Below are 16,484 nucleotides of genomic sequence, written 5' to 3' on the forward strand. Positions count from 1 at the left end.
TGAATGACGAATACAGGAGCCATTGGAAACGCACCCCTGACCGGCAGCGACCTTCGATCCTTCTTCGAGCGCGATGCGATCGCCGTCGCGCGCGATCTCATCGGCTGCCACCTGCTCGTCAACGGTTCGGGTGGGCGCATCACCGAGACGGAGGCCTATTTCCCGTACGACGAGGCCTCGCACAGTTTCCGCGGACCGACCAAGCGCAACGGCGCGATGTTCGGCCCGCCGGGCAACGTCTATATCTACCGCATCTACGGCATGTACTGGTGCCTGAACTTCGTCTGCACGCCGGGCTCGGCCGTCCTCATCCGCGCGCTGGAGCCGCAAAGCGGTATCGCTGGAATGATCGAGCGACGCGGCACCGATGTGCTGACCCAGCTCTGCAGCGGTCCCGGCAAGCTCTGCCAGGCGCTTGATATCGATATCGAGATCAACAACCGGCTGCTCGACCGCCCGCCTTTTTCGATCTCGCGCTCGGCGCCGGTTCCGATCACCTCGGGCACGCGGATCGGCATAACGAAGAATGCCGAAGTTCCATGGCGCTTCGGCATCCAGGGCTCGCGATATCTGAGCAAGCCGTTCCGCTGATCACTCCATGACGGCGCTGTGATCCGTTGATGCGGGCGCCGCCTTGGGTTTGCGCAAGATGAGCGCCAGCGGCATTACCGCAAGCGACATCAGCATCAGGAGCTTGAAGTCGTCCATGTAAGCGATGATCGTCGATTGCAGCGTTATGAGCTCGTTGAGCGAAGCCCGGCCTGCCGCGGTGAGCGGGCTCAGCGACTGCGCGGCGGTGGCATCAAAGGCCCGGTTGAACGGCGTGACATAGGCCGCGATCGAAGCGTGATTGCTCTGCGTATTCTCGACGATCAGTGCCGCGACGATCGAAATCCCGACGCTCGAGCCGATGTTGCGGGAAAGATTGTAGAGGCCCGTACCGTCGCCGCGCATATGCGCCGGCAGCGTAGCGAAGGCAATCGTCGTCAGCGGCACGAACAGGAAGCCGAGACCGGCACCCTGTATGAAACCGACCGAGACGATCGTCCACTGCGAGACGTCCGGCGTCCAGCCCGTCATGTCGTACATTGCAAAGGCCGTAAGGCCGAGGCCGAACACGAGGAGCCAGCGGGTGTCGACCTTGCCGATCAGTCGCCCGACGATGAACATGCAAAGCATGGTGCCGATGCCACGTGGGCCCATGACGATCCCGGCCGTGATGACCGGATAGCCCATCAGCGTCTGCAGATAAGGCGTCATCAGCGCCAGCGAGGCAAGATAGGTGACGCCAACCACGAAGATGAACACCATGCTGATCGCGAAGTTCCGGTCGAGAAACAATCGTGGATTGACGAAGGACTTTTCGGCCGTCAGCGTATGAACCAGCAGCAGATAGAAGGCTGCCGCGCAGACGATCGCTTCGACCATGATCTCGCCGGACGAGAACCAGTCGAGCTGCTCACCGCGGTCCAGGAACAATTGCAGCGCGGCGATGAAGAGGCTCATCATGCCGAACCCGAACCAGTCGAGCTTCGCGAGCTGATCTCGCTTCGTTTCACTGACGAAGATGACGATGCCGGCAAAGGCGAGCGCACCGATCGGCACGTTGATGTAAAACACCCAGCGCCAGCTGATGTTGTCGGTCAGCCAGCCACCGATGACAGGCCCCAGGACCGGCCCGACCATGACTGATACTCCGAACAGGGCCATGGCCGAGCCGCGCTCCTCGACCGTATAGATATCGAGGAGGATGCCCTGTGAGAGCGGTACGAGGGCAGCGCCGAAGAAGCCCTGCAGAAGGCGGAAGGCAACGATCTGCGGCAATGATTGTGCTACGCCGCACAGCACCGATGCCACGACGAAGCCGGCAATTGCCGTCAGGAGCACGTTCTTGCGGCCGAACTTGGCAGCAAGGAAGCCCGACGGCGGCGTCATGATGGCGGCCGCGACGATATAGGAAGTCAGGACCCAGTTGATCTGGTCGGCGGAGGCCGAAACGCTTCCCTGGATATAGGGCAGCGCGACGTTGGCGATGGTGGTGTCCAGCGCCTGCATGATGACGGCGAGAATGACGCAGGCCGTGATCGCGCCGCGATTGGCAACCGGGGCGGCGGAAGATGCAGCAGCGCTACTCATGGCCCTTGCCGGCTTCGCGGCCCAACAGCCTGTTGACGAGATCCGGCAGGCCACGGGCATGGCCGGTATCGATATCGACGATCGTACTCATGCCGACGCGAAGCGGCGGCTTGCCGTCGGTATCGTCGATGCTGACACGGATCGGAATGCGCTGCACGACCTTTACCCAGTTGCCAGTTGTGTTTTGCGCCGGAAGCAGCGAGAAGCTGGAGCCGGAGGCCGGGCTGATGCTTTCGACCTTGCCTTTCCATTCGACGCCTGGATAGGTGTCGACATGGATGCTCGCCTCTTGGCCGGGCTTCACGTTGGTAAGCTCTGTCTCCTTCGGGCTTGCCGCGATCCAAAGCCGGTTGGTTGCAACCAGCGAGAAGGCCTGTTGCGAGGCCTGCAGGTAGGAGCCGACCTGCAGCGTGTTGACATTGGTCACGACTCCGTCGAACGGCGCCCTGACGACGCTGTGGTCGAGCTGGCGCTGGGCATTGTCGACATTTGATTTTGCCTGCAGGTAGAGCGGGTTCTGCTCGACCGGCTGGCTGGCATCGTCGTCGAGTTCTGCGAGCGTGGTCGCAGCCTGCGCCTTGGCGACGGCAACCTTCTGAAGCGCAGCATCGAGATCGTGCTTGGCTTCATCATAGGCGGCACGTGTCGCCGCCGAACTGTTGACGAGGCTCTGCTGACGATCGAACTGCGCCTGGAAATACGGGATGTCGGCCTCAGCCTGCGTGATTTCCGCAAGCGACTGCCGATAGCTGGCCTTCAGATTTTCGATTTGGTTGCGCTGGACGCCAAGCTGGGCCTTTGCGCCGTCGAGGGCGATCCTGAAGCTGTCGGACCTCAGGCTAAAGAGCACCTGCCCGGCTTTGACCGGTTCGTTCTCGTGAACATTGATCTGGTCGACGATACCGGAAACATCCGTCGTCAGGCCGACCATATCCGCCTCGATATAGGCATTGTCCGTCGAGATCACCTGTCCGCCATTCACGTAGAAATAGCCGCCGGCAACAAGGGCAACAGGCAGCAGCGCAAACAGCACCGGGCGGGTGAGGCTGCGCCGACGGCGGACCCTGATGCCGTCGGACGTAGCCACTGCGGCGGCCGGCGCTGAATTGGATGAAGGCGCTTCGGCAACCGTTTCCTGGGTTTCGGAGATTTCCTTGTCTTCGATCGGATGCTTGACGTTGGCGTCGTCAACGACGCGGAGGGAGGATTTTTCAACCATGGCTCTGCTCATTCCGGGCGGCTGGTGTGCGGCACGCCTGCACTAGATTTGTTTTCATCAGCGATAGGATTTGAAAGAGCTGTTCACGCTGCTCGGTGCAGACGCCGTCGAGGGCTTCGCCGCGCGTGGCTTGTCCGACCACCCGCATTTGCGCAAGCAGCGGCAAGGCCTCGTCGCGCATATAAAGAAGCCAGACACGGCGGTCCGCCGGATGCTGCCGCCGTTCGACAAGTCCGCGTTCGGCAAGCCTGTCGAAAATTCCCACCAGCGTGATCGGCTCGACCTCGAGGATTTCGGCGAACCCGCCCTGGTGGATACCCTCGTTTTTTTCGAGATAGGCAAGCGTTTGCCATTGCGAACGGGTCAGCCCGAGGCATTTGGCGTGCTGCTCGAACCGCTTTCGAAACAGACGGGCGACGTCGTGTAGGACAAAACCGAGGGTCGGATGGGCGCTCATAAAGCCATGCCAGCTATTTATAAGTATGCTTATAATGTTGGCAGATATAGTGAGTGTGCGCACAGCACAAGATGATCGGCCGCAGATTCCGCAGTTGCGGCCAAAATGCCGCAGGGCAGGCTCACGTTCGGCTTTCAAAACCAGGGACTTCGAGTCGGAAACGTGTGGCAAGGGCTGATCGTCGAAATCCTTGCTCCAGGTCAGATTCTCAAACTACCGGCGATTGGCGTTTGCAATTTCTGCCGACTGACGTTTATAGTCCGATTTCATAGAGTTACCGGAGCAGACCTTCGGTCTTTTTGCAAGCTGGCACCCCCGCCGAACGGCCGGTGCGTGACAAGAGCAGCTAGACGAAGGCGAGAAAGCCGGGTTCGACACAGCAGAAATGAATCGCATCGTTACCGCATAAGTTTGGCGGCATACCGGCCGCCCAGAATGGGGGACCGCTATGCCTTACTCTCTTCGTAAAGCCCTTGCTCTTTCTTACCTTGTCCTTTTCCCCGCAGTCGTCATTGCCCAGGATGCTCCGCCTGCTCCGCCCGTCACGGTTGCAAACCGGTCGTTCGCGATGTCGTTGACAGCGACGAGTTCATCGGCCGCTTCGCCGCAGTCGACGAGGTCTCCGTGCGATCGCGCGTCGGCGGCTACCTGCAGGAAGTACATTTCACCGATGGTGCGATGGTCAAGAAAGGCGACTTGCTCTTCGTCATCGATCAGCGCCCCTTTGTCACTGCGTTCAATGAAGCAACCGCTGCGCTTGAAGTCGCGAAATCGACGCTGATTTACGCTGAAGCGCAGTTCAAACGCGCAGAATCACTCGCCACCAGCGGCAGCCAGTCGGTTTCGACACTCGATGACCGGCGCCGCGAATGGGTTTCCGCTCAGGCCAATGTCCGCGGCGCCCAGGCCACGGCAGATCGGGCCACGCTCGATCTCGAATATACGAAGATTACCGCACCGATCAGCGGGCGCATCGACCGGCGGCTGATCTCGGCCGGCAACCTCGTGCAGGCCGACCAGTCGGTGCTGACGACGATCGTTTCGCTCGATCCGATCGACTTCTATTTCGACGTCGACGAGCGCCGGCTGCTGAACTTCGCGCAGACGGCGCGGTCGCGCGGCAGCGACCTTCAGCAGGGCGGCGGCGGTCTTGAGGTCAAGGTCAGCATCACGGATGCCAACGAGAAGCCGTTCACAGGCAAGCTCGATTTCGCCGAGAACCGGGTCGACAGCCAGACCGGCACGATGCGCGTCCGGGCCCGCTTCGACAATCCGAACTTCGTGCTTCAGCCTGGACTTTTCGGCCGCGTGCAGGTGGAGGCGTCCAACGTTTACAGGGCCATTCTCGTGCCGGACGAGGCAATCGGCTCCGACCAGAACCAGCGGGTCGTCTATGTCGTCGGCAACGATGGCACGGTTTCGACAAAGCCCGTGCGGACCGGCCCGCGGCTTTACGGCTACCGCGTCATCCGCGAAGGCATGGACGGCAACGAAACGATCATCGTCAACGGTTTGATGCGTGCCCGTCCGGGAGCCAAAGTCACGCCGCAGACGACTGAACTGCCGCAGAGCCGCGAGGATATCCCGCCGGAAGCTGCAAGCATGGAGCTTGCCCAATGAGGTTTGCGCACTTCTTCGTGGACCGACCGATATTCGCGTCCGTCCTCTCCATAGTCCTGCTCATTCTCGGCGGTCTCGCCTATTTCCAGTTGCCGGTGGCGCAGTTTCCCGAAATAGCACCGCCCACCATCGTCGTGCGCACCAACTATCCCGGCGCCGACGCACAGACCGTCGCCGACACGGTCGCAACGCCGCTCGAACAGGAAATCAACGGCGTCGAGAACATGCTCTACATGTCCTCCTATTCGACTGACGACGGGTCGATGTCGCTGACAATCACCTTCAAGCTCGGTACCGATCTGGATACGGCGCAGGTTCTCGTCCAAAACCGGGTAGCGATCGCCGAACCGCGTCTGCCTGACGAGGTTCGCCGCAGCGGAGTCACCACCGCAAAGAGTTCACCCGACCTGATGATGGTCGTGCATATCCTGTCTCCGAACAGCCGCTACGATCAGCTTTACGTTTCAAACTACGCGCGCAGCCGCATCCGCGACGTGCTGGTGCGTCTCGACGGCGTCGGAGACCTCACAATCTTCGGCGAGCGCGAATATGCCCTTCGCATCTGGCTTGATCCGCAAAGGCTGGCCGCTTATAGCATGACCCCGAACGATGTTGTGGATGCCTTGCGCGAACAGAACGTGCAGGTTTCGGGTGGCTCGATCGGCGGGCCGCCGGCGGCGGGCACAAACGCGTTCCAATACACCGTGACGACGCAGGGCAGGTTCTCCGATGCACGGCAATTCCGCTACGTCATTGTGAAAGCGACAGAGGACGGCCGCCTCGTACAGTTGCAGGATATTGCCCGCATCGAGCTCGGCGCCAAGCAATACGTGACCAACAGCTACCTCGACGGCAAGCCGGCGGTGGCGCTCGGCATCTTCTCGCGTCCAGGCACAAACGCGCTCGCTACCGCCGACGAAATCAAGGCGAACATGGAACGGCTCGCCAAGGACTTTCCCCCAGGGCTGGCTTACAACATCGTCTACAATCCGACCGAGTTCATTTCCGAGTCGATATCAGAGGTCTACAAGACCATTTTCGAAGCGGCCGTGCTGGTCGCAATTGTGGTGCTCGTCTTTCTGCAATCCTGGCGCACCGCCATCATCCCCATCGTCGCGATCCCGGTGTCTCTGATCGGCACTTTCGCCTTCCTGCTCGCCTTCGGCTTCTCGCTCAACATGCTGACGCTCTTCGGGCTCGTGCTCGCTATCGGCATCGTGGTAGACGATGCGATCGTCGTCGTAGAGAACGTCGAGCGAAATCTGGCCAAGGGCATGACGCCGAGGGAAGCGGCGCATGTTACCATGGACGAGGTCGGAACGGCGGTCATTGCGATCTCCCTGGTACTCATCGCAGTGTTCGTTCCAACAACCTTCATCCCGGGCATTACCGGCCAATTCTACCGGCAGTTTGCGGTGACGATCTCGGTCGCAACGGCAATCTCGGCGGTCAACTCGCTGACATTGTCGCCGGCTATCGCTGCGCTCGTGCTGCGGCCGCACGAAGAACATGGGAAGGAGACGCGAAATCCGTTCACCCGGCTGGGCCGCGGCCTCGCCAACGGCTTCAATCGCGGCTTCGACCGCATGAGCCACGGCTACTCATGGATCGTTCGCCGCACCGTTGCGACAAGGACCGCCCTGTTCTGTGCGTTGCTGGTATTTGCGGGACTGCTGGCATCGACCTACTACATGGGCCGGATCGTCCCGAGTGGCTTCATCCCCAATATGGACCAGGGCTATGCCATCGTCGTCGTCCAATTGCCCGAGGGCGCCTCTCTCAACCGAACCGATGCCGTCGTGCAGCAGGCGGCGGAAGTCATCCGCAACACGCCTGGGGTCTCGCACGCGGTGGCCTTTGCAGGCTTCAGCGGCGCCACCTTCACCAATGCGTCCAATCAAGGCGTTGTCTTCGCACCCTTCGACACCTTCGAACACAGGCTTGAGCAGGGTCTGAGCGCCGGCCGGATCATCGGCGAGCTCTACCAAAACCTGCAGAGCATCCAGGAAGCCTTCATCATTGCCATCCCGCCGCCGTCGGTCAGGGGTATCGGCAATTCCGGCGGCTTCAAGATGCAGTTGATGGACCTTGAAAGCGGCGACATGCGGCGGGTTCTGGACCTTGCCTACCAGATGATGGGTACCGCCAATCAGACGCCCGGGCTGACCGGCGTCTTCACGACCTTCTCCGTATCGACCCCACAATTCTTCCTCAATATCGATCGCGACAAGGCACGCATGCTGAACGTCCCGATCTCGAACATATTCGATACGCTTTCGATCAATCTGGGCACATCCTATGTCAACGACTTCAATGCTTTCGGCAGGGTCTATCAGGTGCGGGCGCAGGCCGACCAGGAATTCCGCCTCGAGCGGGACGACATCCTTGCCCTGAAGGTCCGGTCGGCGACGGGCGCGCTCGTGCCGCTGGGAACCCTTATCGAAGTCCAGGACAGGAGCGGTCCGGCGCTCGTCCAGCATTACAATATGTATGTCTCGGTACCGCTACAGGGCAATCCGGCGCCGGGTGTGTCGACCGGCACCGCCCTCGACAGCATGGAGAAGATCGCGGGTTCGCAACTGCCTTCGGGAACGACCTTCAACTGGACCGAACTCGCCTTTCAGGAGCGCGGCACCGGCAACACGGCAATCTATATCTTCGCGCTTTCGGTGATCTTCGTCTTTCTGGCGCTGTCGGCGCAATATGAAAGCTGGGTGCTGCCGCTTGCGATCATCCTGATTGTGCCGCTCGCGATCCTTGCCGCGCTTTTGGGCGTGCATCTTCGCGCCATGGACAACAACATCCTGACCCAGATCGGCCTCATCGTGCTGATCGGCCTTGCGGCTAAGAATGCGATCCTGATCGTGGAATTTGCAAGACAGGCCGAAGAGCAAGGCAAGACGCCGATGGAAGCGGCGGTCGAGGCCAGCCATCTGCGCCTGCGCCCGATCCTGATGACGGCATTCGCCTTCATTTTCGGCGTCGTGCCGCTGATGATCGCGACAGGGCCAGGCGCCGAAATGCGCCAGTCGCTCGGTACTGCCGTCTTCTCGGGCATGCTCGGCGTTACGATCTTCGGCCTGTTCCTGACGCCTGTTTTCTATGTCGTGCTGCGCGCACGCCGCCGCAAAGCCGAGCCGCAAGGGCAACCGGTCGAGGAAACAGGTTGATTTTTACGAAGGGCGCCGCGCAAGCTCGCGGCGCTTGAGTGGTTCGCCCGACAGGAGCTTGCGCAGCGGCTTTTCGACCATCTCATAGGCCGCAATCCCAAGCAACGTTCCACCACAAATGGCCGCAACGACGGCAAGGCCGCCCGGAATGCTAAGAATTCCTGCGGCCTTGATGGCAACCGATACCGCAAGCGTATGCCACAGGTAGATGGAATAGGACGCATCGCCGAGATAGGTGAGCACCGGCACGCGGCCGATGCTGCCGTCGGCCTCCAGAGAGACCATACCGAACACCAGAGCCATCGCCAGAGGTGCGCACATGAATTCATCGAACCCGGCACCCGTCAGGTGAATCGCCGCAAAACCGCACAGTGCGGCGCCGACGCAGCCAAGCCCGAGACTGTTGCCGGCGGTCCAGCGCCGCAACCACAATTCGGCAATGAAGACGCCGCCGAGGAACTCCAGAATGATCGGCCGCGTATAGGTGGCGAGCATCGGCGAAGACGGCTTCCACATCAGGCCGATCACGACGAAGAAGCCGAAGGCAGCTGAGAGGAAAGCCAGCCGCCACTGGCGCGGCAGGAACAGGGCGCCGGCAAAAAGAACGTAGAAGAACATCTCGAAATTGAGCGTCCAGCCCTGGACGAGGATCGGCCAAATCTCGCCGGTGCTCGGCGAGCGCTCCGGAACAAAGAAGAACGAGGAAAGCACGTGGCCTGCGTCGAGCTGCAGGTTCGGAAACAGTCCTGCCATCGCCCCGGCGATCATGATGAGCGTCACCAGCCAGTATGAGGGCGCGATACGGCGGATGCGCTCGACAAGGAAGCGATGCGGCATTACCGGCTTGCGGTCGCTGATCACCCACATGATGAAGCCGCTGATGACGAAGAAGACGTCGACGCCTGCAGCGCCGATGGTAAAGTGCCCGCCACTTCTTTCTGCGGCATGGAAAACGACGACGGCCAGTGCCGCAAAGGCACGCAAATACTGGATCCCGTACAGGGTCTTCATGCATATCCCTCGTCACGCCCGCTTTCGGCGGCGTACATGCAAAAATCAGGAACGAACGGGCCTGGCAGATTGATAACGCTGCAGGCCGGCCATCGCCGCGCGCTGGCGCGCGCCGACAAGCTTTCCTGCGGAAAAATAAAGAAGAAAGGTACCGACATTATAGGGCGTTAGAACGTCGATCTCCACGAAAGAACGGATCAGAAGCAGAACGACAATGCCGAAAAGGACATAGGATTCATCATTGCGGACATCCTCGATCAGCCGGCGCAGATGCCCCCACAGGGTCGCGATGATCGTGACAGCAAGGATGAGCACGCCGATCAGGCCGAGTTCCACGGCCGTCTCGATGTAGGTATTGTGAAAATGGAAACCGGCTCGCGAGGCGATGAAGAATTCCTTCCACAGCCGCTCGGGCTCTGCGAAACCCTGAACCCAATAGGCCTGATAGCCGATGCCGAAGGCCGGGTTCTGCGCCGCAGCCGCAATGCCCTGTTGCCAGAGATAGGTGCGGCCCGTCAGCGTCGAATCCTTGCCGAAGATGCCCAGGATCGCGTCGACAGCGCCTAGATAGACGCCCGCGACCACCAGAATGACAGCTGCGACGCCGCCGCCGACCACCAGCAGCTTGCGCTGTTGCGGCGACAGCATGAGCACGACGCGAAACCCGATCAGCAGGGCAACGATCGCCGCCGTCGTGATGACCGAGGTGGCGGATTGCGAGGCAAGCAGGCAATAGGCAGCCATAAGCCCGACCATGCCCGACGCCATCATCCAGAAACGGCGCTCGCCGTAAATGAAGACGGCCGCAAAGGCGAAGATGATGCCGAGCGAGGCATAAACGCCGAGCTGGTTCTTCGATGCGAAGGCGCCGACGAAGCTGTAGGTCCCGTCCAGCACGTCATATTCGTAGTAGCCGAAGAGGATTGAATAAAGCAGCACGACCGCCGCGCCTGCCACGACCCCCAGCGTCAGCGTCCGCACATCAAGCACGCGCACGGCAATCAGCGCGCAGGCCACCTGCGTCAGATACTGGATGCTCGCCCTCATCGACACGCTCGGCACGTTGGACCAGAAGACGGAGAGGAAGGCGAAACCGGCGAAGGCGAACAGCCAGATGTACCGGCTGTAGCTGCCGAGCACCTTGCGATAATCGACGGCGACGAGCGGCAGCCACAATGCATAGTAAAACAGGACCGCCACCTGCCCGAAGCGGATCGAGTAAGCGAAGCAGAAGAGAGAAAGGGCAACCGCCGGAATGGCGTAGAGCTCGTTCTCACCAGGCTTTATCAGCACCGACTTGGCGATCCGCATGCGGGTCTCCGCTATCTCATCGCAACCCCGGCGGTGACCCTGATCAGGTCGCCCGGCTGCAATGTGGTGTTTTCCTGGACCGGAATTTCCTTCGACTGGCCGTCAACCTCCCGCACGATGGAATAGCTGATGCTAGCGGCATTTTGGGGATCGAAACGAGCCGCGTCGTTCGATTGCGCCAGTGCTTCCGACATTAGCGCATCGCTGGTGGCAATCTTCAGGTTGAGCGTATCCAGTTCGGATTCGGTGTCCTGCAGTTCCTGCGACAGCTTGGCGTCCCAGTCGTTGCGCAGGGTGATCTCGTCCTGGTTGGCCTGGCTGATGTCCTGCTTGGCCTTCAAGATGTTGGTATCGATATCGAGAAGGGTGGCCTCGGTATCGGCTGCGCGCTGTTCGGCCGCCATCTTTCGGGCGCTGAGGGCAAGGCCCTTTTCGGCCAGGTTCTCGACCTTGTCGCGGTCCTCTTTGGCAAGCTCGAGCTGGCGCGTCTGTGTCTCGGTCTTCTTGCCGAGAGACACGATTTCGGCCTGCAACAGCGCTTTCAGGTCATCGAGCGCCTGAAGCTGCAGCGTGAGCCGTTTCTTGCGCGTGTTCATCAATGACGTTTCGCTGGCAAGCAGGGCCTTTGCTTCGGGCAGATCCTTGAGCTCCTGCGGCATTTCGATCGTGTCGCTCTTGGAGGTTTCGGCCTGCAGCCGCGCCTTGCGGGCAATGAGGCGGTTGCGCTCCGTCGTATAGACGACGGCGTCGCCCTTGGCATTTATGAAATCGCGGGCAAAACGCTGGCCGGCATCGGCCCGCCTCAGGCCACCAGCGATGCTGACGGCCTTCACGACTGTCAGATTGGGTGCGAAGGGATATTCGCCCGGGTTTTCTACATCGCCGGTGAGATAGATCGGCCGGAACTGGGCAAGTTCGACGGATGCCGAGGGCCGGTCCTTGAGGCCGAACTGCTTCTGCAGCGCGACGCCGATTTCCTGCGCGATTGCATCCGTCGTCTTTCCGGAGGCCGGGAGATCGCCTACGAACGGCAGTGAGAGACTGCCCGAGGGGCCGATCGTGTAATCGCCGCTCACCACTGACCAGTCGCGGATCGAGCCTTCCGCCGTTTGCCATTCGGCAACGCGGATGCGCAGCTTGTCCATGATGCCGAGTTGGTAGTCGGCAGCCCGGGCAAAACCGGAGGACCCGATCAATATGCTAAGCCCCGCAACGAAAGCGAGGCCGTGCATAAAGGAACTTCCAAGCAGGTTGCGGCGCAACAGGACGTCTCTCATTCAGTCTTCCTCATAGATCGGCACGGCAAGCCAGAAGCAGTACCGTACGTTACTTGGCATATATTGGAAGCGGCTTGTCAGTAGCTGCCACGCTGCATGCAGACGGCGGGAATCGTCTGTGCAATGATCTTCACATCGCGGATGAGCGACCAGTTTTCGACGTAGTGGGTGTCGAAAGCCACGCGGGCAGCGTAAGACACGTCATTGCGCCCGCTGATCTGCCAAAGGCCGGTAAGACCAGGACGCGCCTGCAGATAGTAGACGGCCGAAGACTCATAGAGTTCCAGTTCATCAAGAACGACGGGCCTAGGCCCGACAACGCTCATTTCGCCGCGAAGGATGTTGATGAGCTGTGGCAGTTCATCGAGGCTGAGCTTGCGAAGCACGCTTCCGACCGCGGTGACCCTGGGATCGTCTTGCAGTTTTCGCGTTTCACGCCACTCCTCCATCGCTTTCGGATTGTTGCGCAGATGCTCCTGCAGGACCTTGTCGCCGTTGACGACCATGGTCCGGAACTTCAGGCAACGGAACTCCTGGCCGTTGTGACCAATACGGCGATGCCCATAGAAAGCCGGCCCCTTGTCGGAGAGCTTTACGAGCAGCATCACCATCAGAAAAATCGGGCTCAGGAAAAGAAGCCCGAGCGAGGCAGCCGTGATATCGAATGCCCGCTTCATGATCCCGCCAGTCGGCGGAAACACATTTGCATGAACCACGCCAAAAAATGGCGTACTGTCCGATCTCGACGCAGACTTCATAGAGTTAACTCCACTTATGTTTGCCGTTTGGTCGGTAAGCCCAGGCCGCTAAGCTAGCGCTGACGAATGAGGAGTGTATGGGCGGATTTTGTTTTTTTAAGCCACAATTTCATGGCGATTGTGTAACGGCCCGTTTCGGGCGTGTCTTTATCACATTTCTTTTTTTAAGGGTTCTCTAAATTTCACATCCAAAGCATGCAATGTTTTTGTTTAGACTCTGTGCGGCGCACTAAAGGTCTTGGTGTTTGCTTCGCGTCGCAAAAAGATTGAAGAATAAATCTTTCTACGCCTTTCGGGTGACATTTGACTAAGCCATGCGGGCACTACCACGAGTAGGTCAACTATATTGTCTTATCGGGTAATTTATTGCGTCGCACCATCCATTTTGCGGCGCACACTCAAATCGGTTTAGATGAAAACTTTGTAATAAAAGTTGAACGCATTTGGCTCTCATGCGTTCATTCGGTAGGCAAATGTGACGCTAATGACTGCGTGCAATGTCACATTTTTCACAACCTGGAGTAAAAAGGACACATTTGCTCCCGAATCCTTGTCACGGCATTCCTTAACGGGGCGTCGTCGATTTTACCCAAAGCCGGAAGGAAACCTTAAACCGAATACTGTAGATAACGAGAGGACGGATGAAAAAGAATGCTCTGGTTCGGTTGAAACAAAGGGCCTTCTAAAATATACAAAATAAAGGGTCCTTAGGGAGGAAGCCTGATTCAATGACTGTTCATTGAACGAGCCTCCCCAAGGGAGGCACGGTTATGTATGCACCTCGCGTTTTCGTAAGCATGATCGGCGCTTTGGCCGTTTTTGCGGTTGCGATCTATTGGCTGAACGGCTCACTGACAACGACACTGATAGACACGGTGATCTGCGCCGTTCTCCTTCAGTTGGGCTATTTCGGCGGCGTCCTGTTCCTCGTTTGGAAGGAAGCCAAGGCGCGCAATTCCCAAGGCACCACGGCGATATCCCATACGCCGGCCCGAAGCGACGAAAAGGAGCAGATTCCTGTCTCGCCCTTCAATGGTTCGGAACCTTTCAACCGCTGAAATCAAACTTCAAGGCCGCGATCGATAGCCGCCGGCCGATCCTGTAGTATCTTTTGAAGGTTTTTGCATTGCCGCAGAAGCGGCGACGTCCTAACTGTTGCGCGAGACAACGGAGGGTACGACGTGGTTGAAATGGCTAAGGCAAGCGTTTGCGTGATCATCGCCGCCAAGAACGCCGCCGATACGATCGGAATGGCTGTCGCTTCGGCTTTGCGGGAAAAACAGGTGGCTGAAGTCGTCGTCATCGACGACGGATCCGCCGATGGAACCGCAAGCGCCGCCCGGGCTGTTGATGACGGCAGCAGTCGCCTGAATGTCGTTTCCTTCGAAAAGAACAGAGGGCCATCGGCGGCCCGCAATCACGCGATCGAAATCTCCACCGCCCCTCTGATCAGCATCCTCGATGCCGACGACTTCTTCTTCGAAGGCCGGTTCGACCGGATGCTTGCCAACGACGACTGGGATTTCGTCGCCGACAATATTGCCTTCGTCGAAGCCGAGACCGTGACGCGTGCGCCCCAGCAGCTCGATCATTTCCTGGACCGTCCGGTGTTTCTCGACCTTGTGGCCTTCGTAGACGGCAATATTTCGAAGCGCGGCGTCCGGCGTGGCGAAATCGGCTTCCTGAAGCCCGTGATGCGGCGCGCGTTTCTTGATGCTCACAGGCTGCGCTATCGCGAGGAGATGCGTCTAGGGGAGGACTACGACCTCTACGTCAGGGCCCTGGCCAACGGCGCGCGCTACAAGGTGATCCACAGCTGCGGCTACGGTGCCGTCGTGCGCGGCAACTCGTTGAGCGGCAGCCACCGGACGGAGGATCTTCGAAAGCTTTACGAAGCCGACCGGGCGATCCTGGCAAACTGCAGCCTGACGCCGCAAGCCGCCGCCGCCGTGCGTCGCCACGAGAGCCATGCTCGCGGCAAGTACGAACTTCGCCATTTCCTCGATATCAAGAAGAAATCGGGCGCGGGTGCAGCCTTGCGCTACGCCCTCACCCATCCTTTCGCCGTCCCGGCAATTGCCGGCGGCATCTTCATGGACAAGACGGAGCGTTTCCGCAGCCCCGGCGGCGTCGAGATCGCCACGCAAGGCGCCGGCGGCCTCAGATATCTGCTGCCGTCGTCAGCCGAATAGGAATCGCTACTTCGAAAGTTTGCCGCCGGCGATCTGCAGAGCACTTGCAAACAGAGCCGGATCACGCCACGCCCAGCGGGCCAGCATCTGGAAGTCCGGCAGGCGCCGTCGGCGCACCAGCCGCGCCTGGCTCCACAGCGCCTGCTTGCGCGCCCGGTTCTTGTAGGCCTTGATGGTCTCGATCTCCTGCGGACGCATCGAAAACCGGCTTTCAAGCCGATCCAGCGCCATCCAGGTGATGAACTGCTGCTTGAGAAACTGCGGTGAATCATTGTCGACGCCGTGGAAGATGTTGATGCCCTCTCCGCGCAAGGCGCCCGCCTGCGCGCAAAGAAGCACGCGTCGCGCCGCAAGCATGCAGTCGCAAAAGAAAAGCACGTCCTCCGCCGCCAGCCGCAGCGCAGCGTCGAAGCGAACCTTCTCGATGAGCGGCCGGCCGATGACCATGCACGACATGTGGAGGAAAGCCCAGTTCTTCAGCATCACGCTGGCAATGTCGGGGATCTCGAGCAGCAGCGGATGCTCGCCAAGGCGCACGGCCTTCTCGCTGGCCTCCAGGTCGGCGATGCTGAAATGATAGTCGAACTCCTCGCCGCCATGGATTGACGCCCAATAGCAGTCGGCATCGAACGTCTGCAGCGCGTCATGGGCATTTTGCAGGTGTTCGGGCGTCCACAAGTCGTCTGAATCGAGGAAGGCTGCAAAGCGCGTTGCCGCCGGAACGTTGTCGAGGCCTGTATTCCGTGCCCCGCCTGGTCCGGCATTTGACTGTTTCACGACCGCAATGCGCGATCGCTGGTTTTCGGCAAGCGGCTTCAGTTCGTCGTCGGCGGGATAAGGCGACTGGTCATCGACGACGATCACATCGAAGTCCTGAAAGCTCTGGGCAAAGACCGATGCCAGCGCACGGCGCAGAATGCCGTCCTCGCGCTGATAAAACGGGATGATGATCGTGAAGGTCGCCATTCTTTCTCCTGAAGCGTCCGGTGCATGGGCACATAGGGCCGCCACTGCACCCGAGCAAGTTGCTGCACTGCGAAATGATCTAGGTCATTCCGGCCGAAATTTGTCAAAGGCCAAGAGCGCACTCTCAGCCATGTGCCGAATATACTCATCCGGCGGAGGACTGCCACATTCCAGCCACATTTAGGCAGCCGGCATGGCGTGAAACCGGATCGATCCCTTCACCAAAAGACAAAACTTTCCAGTCGCGGCGGCTTTCATCACCTCCCAATTTGAATTTATGATGACATTCCGATATACATTGGCCCATCGGCGTTTCAGTTCCTTCTCTTAAAGCCAATCGCGATAAGAGCCGTCGCTGAGCCGTTCA

At 59.7% G+C, this 16,484-nt stretch carries 12 protein-coding genes and 1 pseudogene; 5 read left to right on the forward strand and 8 right to left on the reverse strand.

Translation table 11 applies throughout. The features are described from left to right. Positions 1-3 precede the first annotated feature (3 nt). Positions 4-591: a DNA-3-methyladenine glycosylase gene (locus AM571_RS15055; protein ID WP_074062103.1), complete on the forward strand. Its 588-nt coding sequence runs from the start codon at positions 4-6 to the stop codon at positions 589-591. Here the strand turns inward: AM571_RS15055 and AM571_RS15060 are convergent, their stop codons facing one another. The 3 genes from AM571_RS15060 to AM571_RS15070 are packed head-to-tail and all read right to left on the reverse strand — an operon-like array spanning position 592 to position 3,812. Then, the gene (locus AM571_RS15060) at positions 592-2,136 is read right to left on the reverse strand and encodes a DHA2 family efflux MFS transporter permease subunit (RefSeq protein WP_074062104.1); all 1,545 of its coding nucleotides are present in this window, start codon (positions 2,134-2,136) and stop codon (positions 592-594) included. Further along, on the reverse strand, positions 2,129-3,355 hold the full coding sequence (locus tag AM571_RS15065) for an HlyD family secretion protein (protein WP_074062105.1): 1,227 nt from the start codon (positions 3,353-3,355) through the stop codon (positions 2,129-2,131). Before AM571_RS15065 ends, AM571_RS15060 begins: the two co-directional genes overlap by 8 nt. After that, positions 3,348-3,812: a MarR family winged helix-turn-helix transcriptional regulator gene (locus AM571_RS15070; RefSeq protein WP_074062106.1), complete on the reverse strand. Its 465-nt coding sequence runs from the start codon at positions 3,810-3,812 to the stop codon at positions 3,348-3,350. Before AM571_RS15070 ends, AM571_RS15065 begins: the two co-directional genes overlap by 8 nt. A gap of 448 nt (positions 3,813-4,260) precedes the next feature. Between AM571_RS15070 and AM571_RS15075 the strand changes: the two are divergent. Both AM571_RS15075 and AM571_RS15080 read left to right on the forward strand, forming a co-directional pair. Further along, positions 4,261-5,432, forward strand: a pseudogene (locus AM571_RS15075) (efflux RND transporter periplasmic adaptor subunit). Continuing rightward, a complete protein-coding gene (locus AM571_RS15080; RefSeq protein ID WP_074062107.1) occupies positions 5,429-8,602 on the forward strand; it encodes an efflux RND transporter permease subunit in 3,174 nt (1,057 codons plus the stop codon). The pseudogene AM571_RS15075 and the gene AM571_RS15080 overlap by 4 nt, the downstream one beginning before the upstream one ends. 3 nt (positions 8,603-8,605) lie before the next feature. Here AM571_RS15080 and AM571_RS15085 read toward each other — a convergent pair whose 3' ends face one another. The 4 genes from AM571_RS15085 to AM571_RS15100 all read right to left on the reverse strand — a co-directional run bounded on the left by AM571_RS15085 (position 8,606) and on the right by AM571_RS15100 (position 12,959). Further along, positions 8,606-9,613, reverse strand: coding sequence for an acyltransferase family protein (locus AM571_RS15085; protein WP_074062108.1), 1,008 nt, complete (start codon positions 9,611-9,613; stop codon positions 8,606-8,608). Between the two features lie 45 nt (positions 9,614-9,658). Beyond that, positions 9,659-10,924 carry an O-antigen ligase family protein gene (locus tag AM571_RS15090; protein ID WP_074062109.1) on the reverse strand — a complete coding sequence of 422 codons (1,266 nt, stop codon included), beginning with the start codon at positions 10,922-10,924 and terminating at the stop codon, positions 9,659-9,661. A gap of 11 nt (positions 10,925-10,935) precedes the next feature. Then, positions 10,936-12,201, reverse strand: a complete 1,266-nt coding sequence (locus AM571_RS15095; RefSeq protein ID WP_074062110.1) for a polysaccharide biosynthesis/export family protein — start codon at positions 12,199-12,201, stop codon at positions 10,936-10,938. 77 nt (positions 12,202-12,278) lie between these two features. Continuing rightward, positions 12,279-12,959, reverse strand: coding sequence for a sugar transferase (locus tag AM571_RS15100; RefSeq protein WP_074062111.1), 681 nt, complete (start codon positions 12,957-12,959; stop codon positions 12,279-12,281). Positions 12,960-13,729: 770 nt separating this feature from the next. On the opposite strand from AM571_RS15100, the gene AM571_RS15105 reads away from it, so the two are divergent. Together AM571_RS15105 and AM571_RS15110 are read left to right on the forward strand one after the other, a co-directional pair. Next, positions 13,730-14,017 (forward strand): exopolysaccharide production repressor protein, encoded by a 288-nt coding sequence (locus tag AM571_RS15105; RefSeq protein ID WP_074062112.1) that lies wholly within the window; start codon positions 13,730-13,732, stop codon positions 14,015-14,017. 132 nt (positions 14,018-14,149) lie between these two features. Then, entirely contained in the window at positions 14,150-15,151 is a 1,002-nt protein-coding gene (locus AM571_RS15110) for a glycosyltransferase family 2 protein (protein WP_074062113.1), read from the forward strand. A gap of 6 nt (positions 15,152-15,157) precedes the next feature. Here the strand turns inward: AM571_RS15110 and AM571_RS15115 are convergent, their stop codons facing one another. After that, on the reverse strand, positions 15,158-16,117 hold the full coding sequence (locus AM571_RS15115; protein ID WP_074062114.1) for a glycosyltransferase family 2 protein: 960 nt from the start codon (positions 16,115-16,117) through the stop codon (positions 15,158-15,160). Between the last annotated feature and the right edge of the window lie 367 nt (positions 16,118-16,484).

It is taken from the genome of Rhizobium etli 8C-3 (assembly GCF_001908375.1).
GTDB classification, from domain to species: domain Bacteria; phylum Pseudomonadota; class Alphaproteobacteria; order Rhizobiales; family Rhizobiaceae; genus Rhizobium; species Rhizobium etli_B.

What these genes read in the sequence shown, in the direction of transcription:
- AM571_RS15095 (WP_074062110.1), bottom strand. Translation starts at nt 12,201, where the DNA reads ATGAGAGACGTCCTGTTGCGCCGCAACCTGCTTGGAAGTTCCTTTATG.
- AM571_RS15115 (WP_074062114.1), bottom strand. Translation starts at nt 16,117, where the DNA reads ATGGCGACCTTCACGATCATCATCCCGTTTTATCAGCGCGAGGACGGC.
- AM571_RS15055 (WP_074062103.1), top strand. Translation starts at nt 4, where the DNA reads ATGACGAATACAGGAGCCATTGGAAACGCACCCCTGACCGGCAGCGAC.
- AM571_RS15070 (WP_074062106.1), bottom strand. Translation starts at nt 3,812, where the DNA reads ATGAGCGCCCATCCGACCCTCGGTTTTGTCCTACACGACGTCGCCCGT.
- AM571_RS15100 (WP_074062111.1), bottom strand. Translation starts at nt 12,959, where the DNA reads ATGAAGTCTGCGTCGAGATCGGACAGTACGCCATTTTTTGGCGTGGTT.
- AM571_RS15090 (WP_074062109.1), bottom strand. Translation starts at nt 10,924, where the DNA reads ATGCGGATCGCCAAGTCGGTGCTGATAAAGCCTGGTGAGAACGAGCTC.
- AM571_RS15065 (WP_074062105.1), bottom strand. Translation starts at nt 3,355, where the DNA reads ATGGTTGAAAAATCCTCCCTCCGCGTCGTTGACGACGCCAACGTCAAG.
- AM571_RS15105 (WP_074062112.1), top strand. Translation starts at nt 13,730, where the DNA reads ATGTATGCACCTCGCGTTTTCGTAAGCATGATCGGCGCTTTGGCCGTT.
- AM571_RS15080 (WP_074062107.1), top strand. Translation starts at nt 5,429, where the DNA reads ATGAGGTTTGCGCACTTCTTCGTGGACCGACCGATATTCGCGTCCGTC.
- AM571_RS15085 (WP_074062108.1), bottom strand. Translation starts at nt 9,613, where the DNA reads ATGAAGACCCTGTACGGGATCCAGTATTTGCGTGCCTTTGCGGCACTG.
- AM571_RS15110 (WP_074062113.1), top strand. Translation starts at nt 14,150, where the DNA reads ATGGCTAAGGCAAGCGTTTGCGTGATCATCGCCGCCAAGAACGCCGCC.
- AM571_RS15060 (WP_074062104.1), bottom strand. Translation starts at nt 2,136, where the DNA reads ATGAGTAGCGCTGCTGCATCTTCCGCCGCCCCGGTTGCCAATCGCGGC.